Here is a 17160-nt window from a genome sequence, read left to right on the forward strand (position 1 = left end):
ATGAAAAGTTTATATAAAATAACACTTTTAGTAGGAATCGCGATAACAGCAGTTTCTTGTCACAACAAGAGAAAGCCAAATTATCAATACTTTCCTAATATGTATGAATCAGTAGGTTATGAAACCTATTCTGAGTCTGGTGCTTTTAAAGATGGAAAAGAAGGGCAATTACCTGCAAAAGGTTCAATTCCAAGAGGTTTCCAGCCTTATGAATATGAAAATTCAACAGCCGGTTATGAATTGGCAAAAGCTAATTTGAAATCTCCATTAGATTCAATTGCAAGAAATTCTGACAAGGGAGCGAAGCTATTCGGAATCTATTGTGCAATCTGCCACGGAGAAAAAGGAGACGGAAAAGGTAACCTGGTTAAAAGAGAGAAATTCTTAGGTGTTCCTAGCTATGCTGATAGAGTTATCACTGAAGGAAGTGTTTTTCACGTAGAGACTTACGGATTGAATGCAATGGGTTCTCATGCGAATCAATTATCTGTTGAAGAGCGTTGGATGGTTGCAGCTTATGTGATGAAACTAAAAAGTGAATTATAATTGTAGAACAAACTGATCTTAATAGATATGTACACATTTTCAAGCAAATTAAAAACCTTTTCTATTATCCTTATGGTTGTAGGTATCCTTGGGGTAGGATATAGTTTTTTAACTGCACCAAAAAATACAGCTGAAGTAGAGGAAATCCTTAAGAAAGAAGCAGAAGAGCACGGCGGACATGGCGGACATCATGAAGCAGTGGCTGGCCATGACAAGCACGAAGCTCATGGAACTGCTACAGAAGCTCATGAGACAGTAGCAGCCGCAGAAGCTAAACCTGAAGCTTCAATGGCAGATTCAGTTCATGTAGATACAATTTCAGTTACTAAAGATACAGCTCACGCAGTTGCAGCAACAGAAGAACACCATGATGATCATGCTGCTGTTGCGGCTCACGGTCATGACAAAGCAGAAGGCGGTCATGATGATGCTCATGCAGCAGAACACGCAAAACACGTAGAGCACGTTTTCCACCAATTAAAAAACAAGCCTTGGGCAGCCGTTTATGTAGCAGCATTGTTTTTCATGTTGATTTCATTAGGTGCATTAGCATTCTACGCAATCCAACAAGTTGCTCAGGCAGGATGGTCTCCGGTTTTATTTAGAGTAATGCAGGGAATCACGGCTTATTTGCCTTGGGGTTCTATTATTGTATTTGTTCTTTTGGCACTTGGAGCTTTCCACGTACACCACTTGTTCGTATGGATGGATCCAAAATTAGTGGACCCTACAAGTCCAGATTTTGACAAATTGATTGCAAACAAATCAGGCTACCTAAACGAATATTTCTGGTTAATCAGAGCAGCTGTTTTCATCATCGGATGGAACCTTTACAGATATTTCTCAAGAAAGAACTGTTTGGCTCAGGATCAGGCAAGCGACAACGCTTTCTACAAAAAGAACTTCAAAATATCAGCAGGATTCCTGGTATTCTTTATCGTAACAGAATCTATCATGTCCTGGGACTGGATTATGTCTGTTGACCCTCACTGGTTCAGTACATTGTTCGGATGGTACGTTTTCGCAAGTTTCTTCGTAAGCGGTATTACAGTAATCGCTATGGTTACATTGTACCTGAAATCAAGAGGATACTTGGAATATGTAAACACAAGCCATATCCACGATTTAGCTAAATTCATGTTTGGTATCAGTGTATTCTGGACTTACTTATGGTTCTCACAATTCATGTTGATCTGGTATGCGAATATTCCTGAAGAAGTAACTTACTTCATTACAAGAATCGAGCAATACAACCTGCCTTTCTTTGGAATGGTTGCCATGAACTTCCTTTTCCCGGTATTGATTTTGATTAATACAGACTTCAAACGTTTGACCTGGATTGTTGTTATGGCTGGTGTTGTTATCCTGGCAGGTCACTACATTGATTTTTATAATATGATTATGCCGGCTACTGTAGGTGACCGTTGGTTCATTGGTGCAGGTGAAATTGGAGCGATATTCTTCTTCCTTGGGTTATTTATCTTCGTAGTCTTTACAGCGCTATCTAAATCTCCTCTATTGGCTAAGAGAAATCCATTTATTGAGGAAAGTAAACATTTTCATTATTAATATTTAAAGAAAAAAACAGATGACAAGTTTGTTGGTAATTATAGTTTTAGTTTTATTAGCTGTTGCGATTTGGCAATTAACTAAAATTTTCGATTTGACTCAAATTGGCGGTCTAAGTGATAACTCACAAGTTGCCAATGACAGAGACAATAATATTAATGGATATATGATGTTTGCCTTTCTGGGTTTCATATATGTTACGACAATTTATTGCATAATTAAATTTGGTCACTTCCCATTAATGAGCAACTCTGCTTCTGAACACGGGCAGGATGTAGATAACCTGATGTGGATTTCGATGATTTTGATCTTCACTGTTCAATTCATTACTCAGGCTCTTTTGCACTACTTCGCATTCAAATACAGAGGTAAGCAGGGAAAAAAGGCATTATACTTTGCAGATAATGATAAATTAGAGTTCATATGGACTATTATTCCGGTAATCGTATTGGCTGGTTTAATCTTATACGGATTGTATGCATGGACAAACATTATGTTTGTTGACGAAGATGAAGATGTTATCGTAGTTGAACTATATGCAAAACAATTCTCATGGGAAGCCAGATATGCAGGTGAAGATAACGTGCTTGGAAAAGCAAACGTAAGATATATTGAAGGAGTTAACACTTTAGGTGTTGATGTGTCTGACCCTAATGCTCAGGATGACAAAGTAGTAACAGAGTTACACTTGCCAAAAGGTAAAAAAGTATTGTTCAAGATGCGTTCTCAGGACGTGTTGCACTCTGCTTACATGCCACACTTTAGAGCTCAGATGAACTGTGTTCCTGGTATGGTTACTCAGTTTGCATTTGTTCCTACTAAGACTACGGCTGAAATGCGTCAGCATCCGGATATTGTTGAAAAAGTAGCACACATCAACGAGCTAAGAGCTAAGAAGAGCGTTGAATTAGTGAAAAAAGGGGAGCAGGGATTAGATCCTTACAATTTTGATTTCCTATTGCTATGCAACAAAATTTGCGGACCTTCTCACTACAACATGCAAATGAAGATTGTTGTAGAAAGTGAAGCTGATTTCAAAAAATGGTTAAGCGACAAGCCAACATTGGTTTCTGCAGTTAAAGCTGAAAAAGAGCCTAAAGCAGAAGAAGGTGCAGCAGCACCGGCAGATACGACAAAAGCTCCAGTAGCAGATACAACTAAAGTTGTAGCAGCCAATTAATAATTAGTATATCTTTTAAATAAAATTTAAATTATAATATATGTCAGCAGTAGGTCACGATATCGATCACGGACACGATCACGAACACGAACACCACCATAAAGATACCTTCATCACGAAGTATATCTTTAGTATCGATCACAAGATGATTGCCAAGCAGTATTTGATTACAGGTATCATCATGGGTATTATTGGTGTGGGAATGTCAATGCTTTTCAGAATGCAATTGGCCTGGCCAGAAGAATCTTTTGGCGTGTTCAAATTTTTCCTTGGAGAGAAATTCGCTCCGGGAGGAGTAATGCGAAACGATGCTTACCTTGCTTTGGTTACAATTCACGGAACAATCATGGTATTCTTCGTTTTGACTGCCGGATTGAGCGGTACCTTCAGTAACCTCTTGATTCCATTGCAGATTGGTGCACGTGATATGGCTTCCGGATTTATGAACATGATTTCATACTGGTTGTTCTTCCTTTCAAGTTTGATTATGGTTATTTCTCTTTTCGTAGAGTCAGGACCAGCATCTGCAGGTTGGACAATTTATCCTCCTCTTTCTGCATTACCTCAGGCAATTCCAGGTTCAGGTACAGGTATGACATTATGGTTAGTATCTATGGCTATTTTCATCGCTTCTTCTTTGATGGGATCGTTGAACTACGTAGTAACTGTTATCAACTTAAGAACTAAAGGGATGTCAATGACAAGATTGCCACTTACAATCTGGGCTTTCTTTATTACTGCTATCATTGGTATCGTATCTTTCCCGGTTCTTTTATCAGCTGCATTATTATTGATTTTCGATAGAAGCTTTGGTACTTCATTCTTCCTTTCCGATATCTATATCGCTGGAGAAGTATTACACTACCAGGGAGGTTCTCCGGTATTGTTCGAGCACTTGTTCTGGTTCTTAGGACACCCTGAAGTATATATCGTATTATTACCGGCTCTTGGTATTACATCTGAAATTATTGCAACAAACTCTCGTAAGCCAATCTTTGGTTACAGAGCGATGATTGCTTCTATATTAGCGATTGCATTCCTTTCAACTATCGTTTGGGGTCACCACATGTTCATCTCGGGTATGAATCCATTCCTTGGATCGGTGTTTACCTTCACAACATTGTTGATTGCAATTCCTTCTGCTGTAAAAGCATTTAACTACATCACGACCTTGTGGAAAGGAAATCTGCAGATGAACCCTGCGATGCTTTTCTCAATCGGATTGGTTTCTACGTTCATTACTGGTGGTTTGACAGGTATCATCCTTGGAGATAGTACTTTGGATATCAACGTTCACGATACGTATTTCGTGGTAGCGCACTTCCACCTGGTAATGGGTATCTCTGCACTTTACGGAATGTTTGCCGGAATCTACCACTGGTTCCCAAGAATGTTCGGTAGAATGCTAAACAAAAACTTAGGTTATATTCACTTCTGGGTAACTGCTATCTGTGCTTACGGAGTATTCTTCCCAATGCACTTTATTGGTATGGCAGGTCTTCCAAGACGTTACTATACAAACACAGCTTTCCCGTTATTTGATGACTTGCAAAACGTAAACGTATTGATTACTGTATTTGCTTTAGTTGGAGGAGCTTTCCAGTTGGTATTCCTTTGGAACTTCTTCGTAAGTATCTTCTACGGAAAGAAAGCAGTTCAAAACCCATGGAGATCCAATACTTTGGAATGGACAGCTCCGGTAGAACACATTCACGGAAACTGGCCTGGAGAACTTCCTGAAGTTCACAGATGGCCATACGATTACAGCAAGCCTGGCTTTGATGATGATTTCGTTCCGCAAACAGTGCCAATGAAAGAAGGCGAAGAAGAACTTCACCATTCATAAATTATAAAAAGAATAAAAAAATCCGTTTCAAGAAATTGAAACGGATTTTTTTTTTTTTGAAAAAAAAATTAGGTTTTTGTCCAATTTCAAAATCCCGATTGTCATTATAGTATATAACAATTAAAACTTCAAATAAAATGGAACAAAGAATCAACATTCATGTAAAAGGACAGGAAGCCATGAAAACACTTTTCGGGATTGGGGCCTACCTGAAAAAATCACCAGTAGAATTGGCACTTTTAGAATTGGTTTATTTTCGTGTATCTCAAATTAACGGTTGTGCCTATTGTTTGGATATGCATTCAAAAGATGCCCGTGCCAAAGGCGAAACAGAACAGCGTTTATATGGTTTGAGTGCCTGGAGAGAAGCACCTTACTACACCGAAAGAGAAAGAGCCGCATTTGCCTGGGCAGAAGCACTGACTAAATGTGAAGTTAGTGATGCCGTCTATGCAGAAGCAGCATCGCAATTTTCGGAACAGGAATTAATTGATCTGACTTTGGCAATTACGACCATCAATACTTGGAACCGAATCAACATTGCTTTTCCTCATGCAATCGGAACCTATAAAGTTGGCCAGTTTGGCTGATTTTTAAATTGGAAACTTTCACTACATTTAATAATTTCAAAAACAGTATAACATGAACGAGTTCGCATTAATAATCCGCAGAGATATGATCAGTAAGGATGCAACACCATCACCGGAACAAATGCAGGCAGCAATCAAACCATTCCAGGATTGGATTGGCGGTATAGCGGCCCAAAACAAATTAGTTGCGCCACCCAAAAGATGGGATTCAGACGGTAGGGTTGTAAAAGAAGATAATGTCGTGACAAACGGACCTTATGTCGAGATAAAAGAATCGGTAGGAGGTTTGTTCTTAATCAGGGCAGAGAATTATGAGGAAGCCGTTGAAATTGCCAAAGGATGTCCTATTTTAAAATGGGGTGCCAGTGTTGAAGTGAGAATGGCTGTTCCAACTGAGTAGTTTAAAAGATGGAAGACAGCCAACTGTTGCACAATTTATTCAGGACAGAGTATCGGAAATTGGTTTCGGTACTCTGTTACCTGTTTGGCATTAAACACATAGAAATTGCAGAAGATATTGTTAGCGATACATTTCTTGCTGCTACAGAAACATGGAGTTTAAAAGGCATACCGGATAATCCAACGGCATGGTTGTATACCGTCGCCAAAAATAAAACCAAAAACCATCTTAAACGTAATGTCTTCTTTGAGCAGAAATTATCCCCCGAGTTTAAATATGCTGCCCAGAAATCGGAAGAAATAGTAATAGACTTATCTGCCAGAAATATTGCAGATAGCCAGTTAGCCATGATTTTCACGGTCTGTGACCCATGTATTTCGACAGAATCGCAGGTGGCTTTGGCTTTGAATCTGCTTTGTGGTTTCGGAATTCAGGAAATTGCTGATGCTTTTTTGACGAACAAAGAAGTCATTTACAAAAGAATCAACCGAGCCAAGGAAAAGCTGAAAGCAGAAAACATAAAAATACAACAGCCTACTATACTGGAGATCAATGACAGGCTGGAACCGGTTCTCACAACCTTATACCTGTTGTTTTCGGAAGGATATTATTCTTCTTCACAAAATACCATCTTGCGAAAAGATCTTTGTGCCGAAGCCATGCGGCTGGTGCATCTGCTAATGGAGAACAAAGCGACCAATAAGCCATCCGTAAATGCGCTATTTTCCCTAATGAGCTTCCATTCGTCACGATTTGATGCCAGAACCAATGAAAAGGGCGAAATCGTCTTATATGACGACCAGGACGAAACAAAATGGAACCAGGAATTAATTATCCAGGGAACCTATTTCTTAAACCAGGCGTCAACCGGAGACAGAATAACGAGGTATCATCTTGAAGCCGGAATTGCCTATTGGCATACGCAGAAAGAAGACACCGATGAAAAGTGGGACAATATTCTCCAACTTTACAACAGTCTGCTCATATTAGAATATTCACCAATTGCAGCACTCAACCGTACTTTTGCATTAGCCAAAGTTCATGGTAAAGAAAAGGCAATTCAGGAAGCAGAAAAGCTAAATTTAAAAGATAACCATTTTTACTTTTCACTGTTAGGACATCTGTATACTGATTTTGACAACCAAACAGCGTTGGCACATTTTAATACTGCTTTCAAATTGGCAAAATTGGAAACAGACAGAAAAACCATTACAGAAAATATTAAAAAACTTGTTTATTAGGATTGATTCTCCTCAGATTTGGGCTTTGTAAAATAATAAACAGGAATTCCTGCCAGCATAATGGCAACTCCCCAGCCACACGTTTCAAGTCTTGTAATCAAAAGCGAAATACACAAGGCAGAAGCAGTAATGATATAAAGTATTGGTAGTACAGGATAGCCAAAAGCTTTATAAGGGCGTTCAGCATCAGGCATTTTTTTTCGAAGTATAAATATGCCGTAAATGGTCAAAATGTAAAAGATAATAACAATAATCATCACATAATCCAGCAGGGCTCCGTATTTTCCGGTAAGGCATAAAACCGAAGTCCAGATGCATTGTGCCCATAAAGCCCAGGCCGGAACGCTGGCGGTATTGAGTGCGGCAGCTTTTTTGAAAAACAATCCGTCTTTTGCCATTGTGTAATACACTCTTGCTCCGGCCATAATCAGCCCATTGTTGCAGGCAAAAGTGGAAATCATAATCATAATGGCAATAATCAAAGTACCAATATTACCGAAAATATAGTTGGAGGCAACTACAGCCACCCGGTCTGATTTGGCAAGAGCAATTTCTTCAAACGGCACAACAGCCAGATACATCAGGTTGGCAAGGATATAAAGAACAGTCACAATAAAAGTTCCCAAAAATAAACTCAATCCCACATTACGTTTTGGATTCTTCATTTCTCCGGCAATAAAAGTCACGCCATTCCAGGCATCACTGGAAAATAACGAACCCACCATAGCGGCTGAAATTCCGGTTATCAATGCCGTACCGCTAATAGGCAACCATGATTTGGTATCGGCATTATAGGATTTTGTATTCCAGGCATCTGCCCAATTGGCATTCCAGATATCTGCTTTTGCAGCCATAAACAATCCAAAAACAACAAGGCCAAGAAGCGAAAGAATTTTAATAATAGTCAAAACAGTCTGAAGCGTTTTGCTGTTTTTAACACCGCGGCTGTTGATATAGGTCAGCAGTATAATCGTAATGATAGAAACAATCTGTGCCGCATTTAATTTAAAAGAACCAATCGTAAATAAAATATTTTCATCGCTCAAAGGCTCATACAAATAAGCCGCGAATTTTGAAAAGGCAACACCAACCGCTGCAATCGTGCCGGTTTGTATAACGGCAAAAAAGCTCCAACCATATAAAAAAGCAATCAGTTTGTTGTAAGCTTCTTTAAGATAAACATATTGTCCGCCCGCTTTTGGGAACATGGAGCTCAACTCTCCGTAACTCACTGCGGCAATAACGGTTATCAATCCGGAAATGATCCAGATTAGCGTCAGCCATCCGGCAGAACCGACCTGTCTGGCAATATCGGCACTCACAATAAAAATTCCGGAACCAATCATGGAACCCACAACGAGCATCGTTCCATCCAATAATCCTAATTCACGCTTTAAATGATTGTCTTCTTGTTGGTCTTTCATATAATTTTTTAAGGTTGTTTGTTAATTTGTGTTAAAGATATTAAAAAAACCTTATTTTGACTTGTGTCGATTTTTTCTGTACCTTTCCTCATTCCCTAACTTTTAATTTTTTTTGCTATGAGCGATAAATATGCTGACATTCCATTGGTTCAAAATCAGGACAAGAGAAGATTCGAAATGGAAGTTGAAAATCATATAGCCTTTATTGAATACATCATCAACAAAGACAATATCATGTATCTTACACATACCGAAGTGCCAAAAGCTTTGGAAGGTAAAGGCGTAGGAGGAAGCATGGTTGAGAAAGCCCTGAATTTCATTAAGGATAACGGATATACTTTAGCGCCACTTTGCCCGTTTGTTGCGGCCTATCTGAAAAGGCATCCGGAATGGCAATCTATTTTGGCCAAAGGCTATAATGTAGGGTAATTAGCCCGGACAGGAAATCAACATTTTCTCTATCTTTGCCAGATGAATGCAAATCTAGATCCAACAAGCAACAATTACAATTCAGAAGAACTTGATTTTGAAAAAAGATTAAGGCCTTTGTCCTTTGATGATTTCACAGGGCAAGATCAGGTATTGGAGAATCTGAAAGTATTTGTCCAGGCAGCTAATCTTAGGAACGAAGCATTAGACCATACGTTGTTTCACGGACCTCCGGGTCTGGGAAAGACGACGCTTGCCAATATTTTGGCAAACGAATTGGGTGCCGGTATCAAGATTACATCTGGTCCTGTTTTGGATAAACCCGGAGATTTGGCGGGACTGCTCACCAATCTTGAAGAACGCGATGTGCTTTTTATTGATGAAATCCACCGTTTGAGTCCTATTGTGGAAGAATATTTATATTCTGCAATGGAAGATTTCAAAATTGACATCATGATAGAATCAGGTCCAAACGCCAGAACTGTCCAATTAAATCTGAATCCGTTTACACTTGTTGGGGCTACCACACGATCCGGATTACTGACAGCACCTATGCGTGCCCGTTTCGGAATCCAGAGTCGCTTGCAATATTACACGACAGAACTTCTGACTTCAATAGTTGAACGCAGCTCGGCAATCTTAAAAATGCCAATTACAATGGAAGCAGCGATCGAAATTGCTGGAAGAAGCCGTGGAACTCCTAGAATTGCCAACGCATTATTACGAAGAGTACGTGATTTTGCCCAAATCAAAGGAAATGGGAAGATTGACATAGAAATTGCAAAGTTTTCATTGAAAGCCTTGCATGTCGATGCCCATGGATTGGACGAAATGGACAACAAAATCCTGACAACAATTATCGATAAGTTTAAAGGAGGGCCGGTAGGATTATCGACCTTGGCAACAGCAGTTTCAGAAAGCGGCGAAACGATTGAAGAAGTCTACGAACCGTTTTTGATTCAGGAAGGTTTTATTATAAGAACCCCTAGAGGAAGAGAAGTTACTGAAAAAGCCTATAAGCATTTAGGGAAAATCAGGACAAATATCCAGGGAGGGCTTTTTTAAATTTAAAATTTAAGATTTCTGACTTCTGAAATTTAGGATTTAAGATTTTTGATTTGTGTTGTGGGGTTGAAGAGAATAAGATATAAGCCATTTAAAATAATTATGCATGACCTCGGAAGAATTAAAAGCAAGAACAAAAAAGTTCTCGTTAATGGTAATTGATGTGGTAGAAAAACTGCCAAATACAATTTCAGGAAGGGCAATTGCCAATCAGATAGTTAGAAGTGGTAGTTCGGTAGGAGCAAATTACAGGGCTGTTTGTAGGGCAAGAAGTGACAGGGAATTTATTTCCAAAATGTCAATTGTCATTGAAGAAGCTGATGAAACGTTTTTTGGATAGAAATTCTTCAAGAGAAAAAATGGATTGATTACACACAACTAAACCAAATCTGGAAAGAAGGAAACGAACTAACAGCAATCTTTGTCAGCACAGTCAAATCAATGAAATCACGCCTAAACAAATCTTAAGTCTAAAAGTGTAAAGTCACAAGTCTAAAGTATAAAGTCACAAGTCTAAAATCATAAATCCCAAATCATAAATCAAAAATCCAAATACACGCAATTTATAAAATCCGAAGCCCAGCGCCTCGGATTTATTTCTTGTGGCATATCTAAAGCAGGATTTTTGGAAGAAGAAGCTCCAAGATTGGAGGCATGGCTAAAGAATAATGCCCACGGACAGATGGGTTATATGGAAAATCATTTTGACAAAAGATTAAACCCCACGCTTTTGGTTGACGATTCAAAAAGCGTCATTTCGTTATTGTTGAATTATTATCCGGAACAAACCCAGATAGCAGACAGCTATAAGATTTCAAAATATGCCTACGGACAGGACTATCATTTTGTCATAAAGGAAAAACTAAAAGAGTTGCTTTTTTCGATTCAGGAAAATATCGGTGAAGTTTCGGGACGGGCGTTTGTAGACTCGGCTCCGGTTTTGGATAAAGCCTGGGCGGCGAAAAGCGGCTTAGGCTGGATAGGGAAAAACAGTAACCTGCTGAGCAAACAGGTAGGCTCTTTTTTCTTTATTGCGGAACTGATTGTCGATTTGGAACTGGAATATGATACCGCTGTAACAGACCATTGTGGCTCCTGTACAAAATGCATCGATGCCTGTCCTACAGGTGCGATTATTGCTCCCTATGTAGTTGACGGAAGTAAATGCATATCCTATTTCACTATAGAATTAAAAGACAACATTCCTCAGGAAATGAAAGGCAAATTTGATGATTGGGCTTTTGGGTGTGACGTCTGTCAGGATGTGTGTCCGTGGAACCGGTTCTCCAAACCTCATAATGAACCCCTATTCAACCCGAATCCGGAATTACTTTCCATGACCAAAAAAGACTGGGAAGAAATCACAGAAGAAACATTTCGGGCCGTTTTTAAAAACTCCGCTGTTAAACGTGCCAAATATTATGGCTTGAAACGGAATCTTGATTTTTTAAAATAGATGAAAAATTAGAAAAAGTATTCTGGGTTTATATTTTTATTTTGCGACTCTGCGTGAAAATAGGCTGCTCGCAAAGACGCTGAGCCGCAAGGTTTATGAAGGGAATTTATTAGAGTTGCATTCATTATGTGGTATAGACTTTCCAAATCCGCGTAATTAATCCGTGATAATCCGAGCTTAAAATAAAAAAAGAATTGAATGGAAACCTTTTAAAATCAGATTTTTTATTTGCGACTCTAGGTTGAAAAAAGCTGCTCGCAAAGACGCTGAGCCGCAAAGTTTATGAAGGAAATCATTAGAGTCACATTCATTATGTGGTATAGATTTCCCAAATCCGCGTAATTAATCCGTGATAATCCGCGTCTAAAAATAAAAAAAACAAGCCTTTCAAAACAGATTCCTTTATATGGTCTAAACTTTCCAATAGACAAAACTTTAAATAAAAAAGCCTCACTAATGAGGCTTTTATTATTGTTATTTCTTGCTTTGAATCCAATTATTAATCTTGTCTTCCAGTATTTTTAAAGGCAAACAACCCGATTCCAGAACCTGATTGTGGAATTCCTTTATAGAGAATTTGGCTCCCAATTCCTTTTCAGCTTTAGTGCGAAGCTCGCGTATTTTCAATTGCCCTATTTTATAAGACAAAGCCTGTCCCGGAATCGCCATATAACGTTCGATTTCGGCAACGATACTTTCGGCAGGTTCTGCTTCATTTTCCATAGAATATTGAATAGCCTGTTCACGGGTCCAGCCTTTGGTATGCAATCCGGTATCTACTACAAGACGGATGGCGCGGTGCATTTCAGCACTCAACATTCCAAAATATTGATACGGGTCCTGATAAAGTCCTAATTCTTTTCCTAAGGATTCGGTATACAGTGCCCAGCCTTCACCATAAGCATTAAACCATATCGTTTTTCTAAATTCCGGAAGGCTGGTGTTTTCCTGCTGCAATGAAATTTGATAATGATGTCCCGGTATTGCTTCATGTAGGAACAAATCTTCATCAGCATAGAAGTTGTATTTCTTAACGTCTGGAATTGGAACGTAGAAAATACCCGGTCTCGTTCCGTCAACCGAACCCGGATTGTATTCCGCACTGGCTGATTTTTCCCTAAAAGCTTCGGTTCGTTTCACAACAAAAGGCGTTTTAGGTTTTAAATCAAAAAGCTTATCCAGATTTGGCTTCATCTTTTCATGAATCGCATTGAAGTTGTCGATGACCTGTTGTGGTTCAGTAAATGGCATCAGCTCTTTTTTGTCACGAACATAATTAAAGAAATCCTTCAGGTTTCCTTTGAATCCCACCTGGTTTTTGACTTTTTCCATTTCGGCAGAAATACGCGCCACTTCATTCAGACCTAACTTATGGATTTCATCTGCCGTAAGGTCGGTAGTCGTATAACGTTTAATAAGGTGCTTGTAATAAGCGTCACCTTGCGGAATAGCATTAATGCCACTTGTAGTCCTGCTTTTTGCCAGATAGTCTGTGCTCACATAATTGTATAAGTTTTTAAGAGACGGTACTAATTTTTCAGTAATCAGCTTTGTGTAGTTGTCTGTAATCGTTTTCTTTTCATCCTCTGTAAATGTTTTTGGAAAAGCATTTAGCGGAGCATAAAATATATGGGTCTTGTCTTCTTTGGCCAAATCTTTTAATTGAGGAATTACTTTTAAGGTCAGTGCTTTTGGCAGCACATATCCTTTTGAAACGCCTTCTTTCATCTTGGCTTCAGCAGTAATAACCCAATCGTTAAAACCATTTAGTCTTTCCAGCCAGTTGTTATAGTCTTCTACAGTTTTGAATGGCTGTGCGCTTGAACCGCTGGCATATTGACCTATCATCAAAGGCATTCCTTCAAACTGGTTGATAGGCATCAGGTCTTTTCTGAATGTGAGAGCTTCCAGATTTGCATCGCATTCCCAAGCCAGTATTGCTTTACTTAGCTTGTCATTTTCAGATAAAGTAGAATCGTCAAATTTTGCGAGTTCCTCTTTATATTTTGTAAAAAACGCTTTTATTTTAGCGATATAGTCATCACTAAGGTCATTCGGAAGCAGGTTGTTATAGCGATTGTCGCCTGCACTGGTCGCTTCCAGAGGGAAAAGTTTCAGCCTTTCCTGATAATAGTTTTCCAATATGGTTTTTAGCTTTCCATCTTCTTTTTTAGAAACTTCGCCTTTTTCTTTTTGGCAAGATTGAAGGCCGGCGGTAATAATGCATAGCATTAAAAGCAGTTTTTTCATAGTTGCAATGAATTTGTAAAATTTATGAAGTATTGTTGATGATAACGAAATGTACAAAAAATAATAGAACATAAAATACATTCGTTAAAATGATTGTTTATTTGGCAAAATACTCTTAAACATAATATAAAGAAAAGAATAGCATTAAAAGTTTCTCAGTTCCAATCAGACTTTTACCTTTGTAAGTCCGAATAAAATATACAAAAATGAACAAGTACAGTAAAAGAAGAGAAGCGCTGTTATATCATGCGAAACCATCGCCTGGGAAAATTGAAGTCGTTCCAACCAAAGCATACGCAACACAGAGAGATCTGTCGTTAGCCTATTCGCCGGGTGTAGCCGAGCCTTGTCTTGAAATTGCGAAGGATGTAAATAATGTTTATAAATATACAGCAAAAGGAAACCTGGTAGCCGTAATCTCAAACGGAACTGCCGTTTTAGGATTGGGAGATATTGGTCCGGAAGCATCAAAACCGGTAATGGAAGGGAAAGCTTTATTGTTTAAAATCTTTGCCGATATTGATGTTTTTGATATTGAAGTAGATACTAAAGACGTCGAAAAGTTTATTGAGACGGTAAAAAATATAGCTCCAACTTTTGGAGGAATCAACCTGGAGGATATCAAAGCTCCGGAATCATTCGAGATAGAAAGAAGATTGGTTGAAGAGTTGAATATTCCTGTAATGCATGATGACCAGCACGGAACTGCAATTATTTCATCAGCCGCCTTGCTTAATGCTTTGGAATTGGCCGGAAAGAAAATTGAAGACGTAAAAGTGGTGGTTTCCGGTGCCGGTTCTGCGGCTTTGGCTTGCGCTAATCTATACGTATTGCTTGGAATTAATCCTGAAAATGTTATCATGTTTGATAGAAAAGGTTCTCTTTCTAAAAACAGGACCGACATATCAGAAATGCAAAGAAAATATGCCAATGGAGAAAAAAGCATAACGCTGGAAGAAGCATTGGTTGGTGCCGATATTTTCCTTGGGCTTTCTTCCGGAAATGTAATGTCGGCAGAAATGCTGATGCAAATGGCAGAAAACCCGATAGTTTTTGCGATGGCGAATCCAATCCCGGAAATTGACTATCACCTTGCCATTGCAACCCGTAAGGACATTATTATGGCTACCGGCCGTTCGGATTTTCCTAATCAGGTAAACAACGTATTGGGCTTCCCGTATATTTTTAGAGGAGCAATTGACGTCAGGGCTTCAAAAATTAATGAAGAAATGAAGATGGCTGCCGTAAAAGCACTGGCTTTATTGGCAAAAGAAACCGTTCCGGAGCAGGTAAATATTGCGTATGGAGAAACCAAACTGGTATTTGGAAGAGATTATATCATCCCGAAACCATTTGACCCGAGATTGATTTCCGTAGTGGCTCCTGCAGTTGCCAAGGCAGCGATGGATTCCGGAGTTGCGGCAAATCCAATTCAGGATTGGGATAAATACAGAGAAGAATTGATGGAACGTCTTGGTTCCGATAATAAAATGGTTCGTTTGTTGGCCAACCGCGCCAAAACTGACCCGAAACGTGTGGTTTTCGCAGAAGCAGACCATTTAGACGTATTAAAAGCAGCGCAGATTGTTCTGGAAGAAAAAATCGGAACTCCGATTCTTCTTGGAAATCGTGAAATCATCCAGGAACTGAAAGAAGAATTAGGCTTTGATGCTGATGTTCTTATCATCGACCCGAAAACGCCTGAAGAGGACGAAAGAAGATTGCGTTATGCCAATTCATTCTGGGAAGCCAGAAGAAGAAAAGGAACCAGTTTGCTGGATGCTCAGAAATGGATGCGCGAAAGAAATTATTTTGCTGCAATGATGGTGAATGAAGGTGAAGCAGATGCTTTGGTTTCGGGCTATTCCAGAAGTTATCCGTCTGTCGTAAAACCAATGATGCAACTTATTGACAAAGCACCGGGTGTTTCTAAGATTGCGACAACCAATATGATGATGACAAAGAGAGGCCCGATTTTTCTGTCGGATACCGCTATAAATCCAAATCCAACGGCTGATGAGCTGGCAAAAATCGCATTGATGACAGCCAAAACTGTACGTATGTTTGGAATGGAACCGGTCATTGCCATGGTGTCTTTCTCAAACTTTGGTTCCTCTAATGATGAAGGAGCAAGAAAAGTTGCCGAAGCCGTTGCCTATCTTCACAAATACTATCCGGATTTGGTTGTTGATGGAGAAATCCAGGCCGATTTTGCTTTGAATTCTGAAATGTTGCAGCAAAAATTCCCATTCTCTAAACTGGCAGGCAAAAAAGTAAATACGCTTATATTCCCTAATCTGGAATCGGCTAATATCAATTATAAGATGCTGAAAGAATTGGATAAGTCGGTTTCAATCGGACCAATCATGATGGGAATGGACAAGCCTGTTCACATCTTCCAATTGGGCGCAAGTGTAGAAGAAATGGTAAATATGGCCGCTGTTGCAGTTGTTGATGCACAAGAAAAAGAAAAAAAGCAAAAATCCATAAAAGTCAATTTTTAACGTATTTTTTTGTTGATGAACAATTAGATGAGGCTCAATAAAAGTTTTTCGTTACATTTGGGATTTATTTAACAATTCATGATAGCGCATTTACAAGGAAAATTAGTGGAAAAAAACCCTACAGAAGTTGTGATTGACTGCAACGGAGTAGGGTATCATATTAATATTTCACTTCATACTTATTCTTTGATTCCTGACTCCGAAAACATTAAACTTTTTACTTATCTCCAGATTAAGGAAGATGCACATGTACTGTTTGGATTTGCCGAAAAATCTGAAAGAGAAATCTTCAAATTGCTTTTGTCTGTTTCCGGTATCGGAGCAGGTATTGCGCGGACTATGCTGTCTTCGCTGGAACCAAAGCAAATCATCCAGTCTATAGCTTCGGGCGATGTGGCAACCATCCAATCCATTAAAGGAATTGGCAGTAAAACAGCGCAAAGGGCTATATTGGATTTGAAAGATAAAGTGTTAAAAGTGTATGATTTAGACGAAGTTTCTATTTCGCAGGACAATACAAACAAAGACGAAGCGTTATCTGCTTTGGAAGTTCTTGGATTTAACAGAAAATTGGCGGAAAAAACTGTAGAAAAAATTGTTAAGGAAAATCCAAATGCAAGCATTGAAAACATTATTAAACTAGCCTTAAAAACCTTATAA

Annotated in this window: 15 protein-coding genes; 13 read left to right on the forward strand and 2 right to left on the reverse strand. The window is 39.0% G+C overall.

Annotation, left to right across the window (positions count from 1 at the left end):
* The 7 genes from B0G92_RS04725 (at nucleotide 1) to B0G92_RS04755 (ending at nucleotide 7372) form a co-directional block, all read left to right on the forward strand.
* The gene (locus tag B0G92_RS04725; protein WP_056068057.1) at nucleotides 1-546 is read left to right on the forward strand and encodes a c-type cytochrome; all 546 of its coding nucleotides are present in this window, start codon (nucleotides 1-3) and stop codon (nucleotides 544-546) included.
* Between the two features lie 27 nt (nucleotides 547-573).
* Nucleotides 574-2115: a quinol:cytochrome C oxidoreductase gene (locus B0G92_RS04730; RefSeq protein ID WP_101471256.1), complete on the forward strand. Its 1542-nt coding sequence runs from the start codon at nucleotides 574-576 to the stop codon at nucleotides 2113-2115.
* Nucleotides 2116-2134: 19 nt separating this feature from the next.
* The gene (locus B0G92_RS04735) at nucleotides 2135-3295 is read left to right on the forward strand and encodes a cytochrome c oxidase subunit II (protein ID WP_056068062.1); all 1161 of its coding nucleotides are present in this window, start codon (nucleotides 2135-2137) and stop codon (nucleotides 3293-3295) included.
* A 40-nt stretch (nucleotides 3296-3335) separates the two neighbouring features.
* Nucleotides 3336-5141: a cytochrome c oxidase subunit I gene (locus B0G92_RS04740; protein ID WP_056068063.1), complete on the forward strand. Its 1806-nt coding sequence runs from the start codon at nucleotides 3336-3338 to the stop codon at nucleotides 5139-5141.
* Between the two features lie 137 nt (nucleotides 5142-5278).
* Entirely contained in the window at nucleotides 5279-5731 is a 453-nt protein-coding gene (locus B0G92_RS04745) for a carboxymuconolactone decarboxylase family protein (protein WP_101471257.1), read from the forward strand.
* Between the two features lie 52 nt (nucleotides 5732-5783).
* On the forward strand, nucleotides 5784-6131 hold the full coding sequence (locus tag B0G92_RS04750; RefSeq protein WP_101471258.1) for a YciI family protein: 348 nt from the start codon (nucleotides 5784-5786) through the stop codon (nucleotides 6129-6131).
* 8 nt (nucleotides 6132-6139) lie between these two features.
* Nucleotides 6140-7372 carry an RNA polymerase sigma factor gene (locus B0G92_RS04755; RefSeq protein WP_101471259.1) on the forward strand — a complete coding sequence of 411 codons (1233 nt, stop codon included), beginning with the start codon at nucleotides 6140-6142 and terminating at the stop codon, nucleotides 7370-7372.
* Here the strand turns inward: B0G92_RS04755 and B0G92_RS04760 are convergent.
* The gene (locus B0G92_RS04760) at nucleotides 7369-8796 is read right to left on the reverse strand and encodes an APC family permease (RefSeq protein WP_101471260.1); all 1428 of its coding nucleotides are present in this window, start codon (nucleotides 8794-8796) and stop codon (nucleotides 7369-7371) included. The genes B0G92_RS04755 and B0G92_RS04760 overlap by 4 nt on opposite strands.
* Nucleotides 8797-8913: 117 nt before the next feature.
* On the opposite strand from B0G92_RS04760, the gene B0G92_RS04765 reads away from it, so the two are divergent.
* From B0G92_RS04765 to queG, 4 genes are all read left to right on the forward strand, one after another.
* Entirely contained in the window at nucleotides 8914-9225 is a 312-nt protein-coding gene (locus B0G92_RS04765) for a GNAT family N-acetyltransferase (RefSeq protein ID WP_180326397.1), read from the forward strand.
* Nucleotides 9226-9267: 42 nt separating this feature from the next.
* On the forward strand, nucleotides 9268-10290 hold the full coding sequence (gene ruvB / locus B0G92_RS04770; RefSeq protein WP_056068071.1) for a Holliday junction branch migration DNA helicase RuvB: 1023 nt from the start codon (nucleotides 9268-9270) through the stop codon (nucleotides 10288-10290).
* A 106-nt stretch (nucleotides 10291-10396) separates the two neighbouring features.
* Nucleotides 10397-10630, forward strand: a complete 234-nt coding sequence (locus B0G92_RS16755; protein ID WP_245867700.1) for a four helix bundle protein — start codon at nucleotides 10397-10399, stop codon at nucleotides 10628-10630.
* Between the two features lie 192 nt (nucleotides 10631-10822).
* Nucleotides 10823-11746 (forward strand): tRNA epoxyqueuosine(34) reductase QueG, encoded by a 924-nt coding sequence (gene queG, locus B0G92_RS04780; RefSeq protein WP_101471262.1) that lies wholly within the window; start codon nucleotides 10823-10825, stop codon nucleotides 11744-11746.
* Nucleotides 11747-12220: 474 nt separating this feature from the next.
* Here the strand turns inward: queG and B0G92_RS04785 are convergent, their stop codons facing one another.
* Complete coding sequence (locus tag B0G92_RS04785; protein WP_101472027.1) at nucleotides 12221-13996, reverse strand: DUF885 domain-containing protein; 1776 nt, start codon at nucleotides 13994-13996, stop codon at nucleotides 12221-12223.
* Between the two features lie 206 nt (nucleotides 13997-14202).
* Here B0G92_RS04785 and B0G92_RS04790 point away from each other — a divergent pair, with 206 nt between their 5' ends.
* Both B0G92_RS04790 and ruvA read left to right on the forward strand, forming a co-directional pair.
* On the forward strand, nucleotides 14203-16500 hold the full coding sequence (locus B0G92_RS04790) for an NADP-dependent malic enzyme (RefSeq protein WP_101471263.1): 2298 nt from the start codon (nucleotides 14203-14205) through the stop codon (nucleotides 16498-16500).
* Between the two features lie 78 nt (nucleotides 16501-16578).
* Nucleotides 16579-17160, forward strand: coding sequence for a Holliday junction branch migration protein RuvA (gene ruvA, locus B0G92_RS04795; RefSeq protein WP_101471264.1), 582 nt, complete (start codon nucleotides 16579-16581; stop codon nucleotides 17158-17160).

Origin of the sequence: Flavobacterium lindanitolerans (assembly GCF_002846575.1) — a bacterium.
Taxonomy (GTDB): Bacteria; Bacteroidota; Bacteroidia; order Flavobacteriales; family Flavobacteriaceae; genus Flavobacterium; species Flavobacterium lindanitolerans.